This is a genomic window from Arthrobacter sp. 1088 (assembly GCF_031455315.1).
Classification (GTDB): domain Bacteria; phylum Actinomycetota; class Actinomycetes; order Actinomycetales; family Micrococcaceae; genus Arthrobacter.
In genome coordinates this window covers 1-1,592 of sequence record NZ_JAVDSM010000039.1, presented here as the reverse complement: position 1 = coordinate 1,592, position 1,592 = coordinate 1, and the positions used below count along the sequence as shown (strand labels likewise).

General features: G+C 56.5%; 1 rRNA gene. It reads left to right on the top strand.

The window, feature by feature from the left end:
• Nucleotides 1–47 precede the first annotated feature (47 nt).
• Nucleotides 48–1,570: ribosomal RNA gene (locus J2Y41_RS23030) — 16S ribosomal RNA — on the top strand.
• The last annotated feature ends 22 nt before the right edge of the window (nt 1,571–1,592 follow it).

Below are 1,592 nucleotides of genomic sequence, written 5' to 3'. Positions count from 1 at the left end.
GCCGTTATTTCCGGTGGGTGTGGTTGTGTCTGTTTGATTTTTTGTTTTCAACGGAGAGTTTGATCCTGGCTCAGGATGAACGCTGGCGGCGTGCTTAACACATGCAAGTCGAACGATGATCCCTGGCTTGCTGGGGGGATTAGTGGCGAACGGGTGAGTAACACGTGAGTAACCTGCCCTTGACTCTGGGATAAGCCTGGGAAACTGGGTCTAATACCGGATATGACCATCTGGCGCATGTCATGGTGGTGGAAAGCTTTTGTGGTTTTGGATGGACTCGCGGCCTATCAGCTTGTTGGTGGGGTAATGGCCTACCAAGGCGACGACGGGTAGCCGGCCTGAGAGGGTGACCGGCCACACTGGGACTGAGACACGGCCCAGACTCCTACGGGAGGCAGCAGTGGGGAATATTGCACAATGGGCGAAAGCCTGATGCAGCGACGCCGCGTGAGGGATGACGGCCTTCGGGTTGTAAACCTCTTTCAGTAGGGAAGAAGCGAAAGTGACGGTACCTGCAGAAGAAGCGCCGGCTAACTACGTGCCAGCAGCCGCGGTAATACGTAGGGCGCAAGCGTTATCCGGAATTATTGGGCGTAAAGAGCTCGTAGGCGGTTTGTCGCGTCTGCTGTGAAAGACCGGGGCTCAACTCCGGTTCTGCAGTGGGTACGGGCAGACTAGAGTGCAGTAGGGGAGACTGGAATTCCTGGTGTAGCGGTGAAATGCGCAGATATCAGGAGGAACACCGATGGCGAAGGCAGGTCTCTGGGCTGTAACTGACGCTGAGGAGCGAAAGCATGGGGAGCGAACAGGATTAGATACCCTGGTAGTCCATGCCGTAAACGTTGGGCACTAGGTGTGGGGGACATTCCACGTTTTCCGCGCCGTAGCTAACGCATTAAGTGCCCCGCCTGGGGAGTACGGCCGCAAGGCTAAAACTCAAAGGAATTGACGGGGGCCCGCACAAGCGGCGGAGCATGCGGATTAATTCGATGCAACGCGAAGAACCTTACCAAGGCTTGACATGAACCGGAAAGACCTGGAAACAGGTGCCCCGCTTGCGGTCGGTTTACAGGTGGTGCATGGTTGTCGTCAGCTCGTGTCGTGAGATGTTGGGTTAAGTCCCGCAACGAGCGCAACCCTCGTTCTATGTTGCCAGCGCGTTATGGCGGGGACTCATAGGAGACTGCCGGGGTCAACTCGGAGGAAGGTGGGGACGACGTCAAATCATCATGCCCCTTATGTCTTGGGCTTCACGCATGCTACAATGGCCGGTACAAAGGGTTGCGATACTGTGAGGTGGAGCTAATCCCAAAAAGCCGGTCTCAGTTCGGATTGGGGTCTGCAACTCGACCCCATGAAGTCGGAGTCGCTAGTAATCGCAGATCAGCAACGCTGCGGTGAATACGTTCCCGGGCCTTGTACACACCGCCCGTCAAGTCACGAAAGTTGGTAACACCCGAAGCCGGTGGCCTAACCCTTGTGGGGGGAGCCGTCGAAGGTGGGACCGGCGATTGGGACTAAGTCGTAACAAGGTAGCCGTACCGGAAGGTGCGGCTGGATCACCTCCTTTCTAAGGAGCTGCTAACAACCGT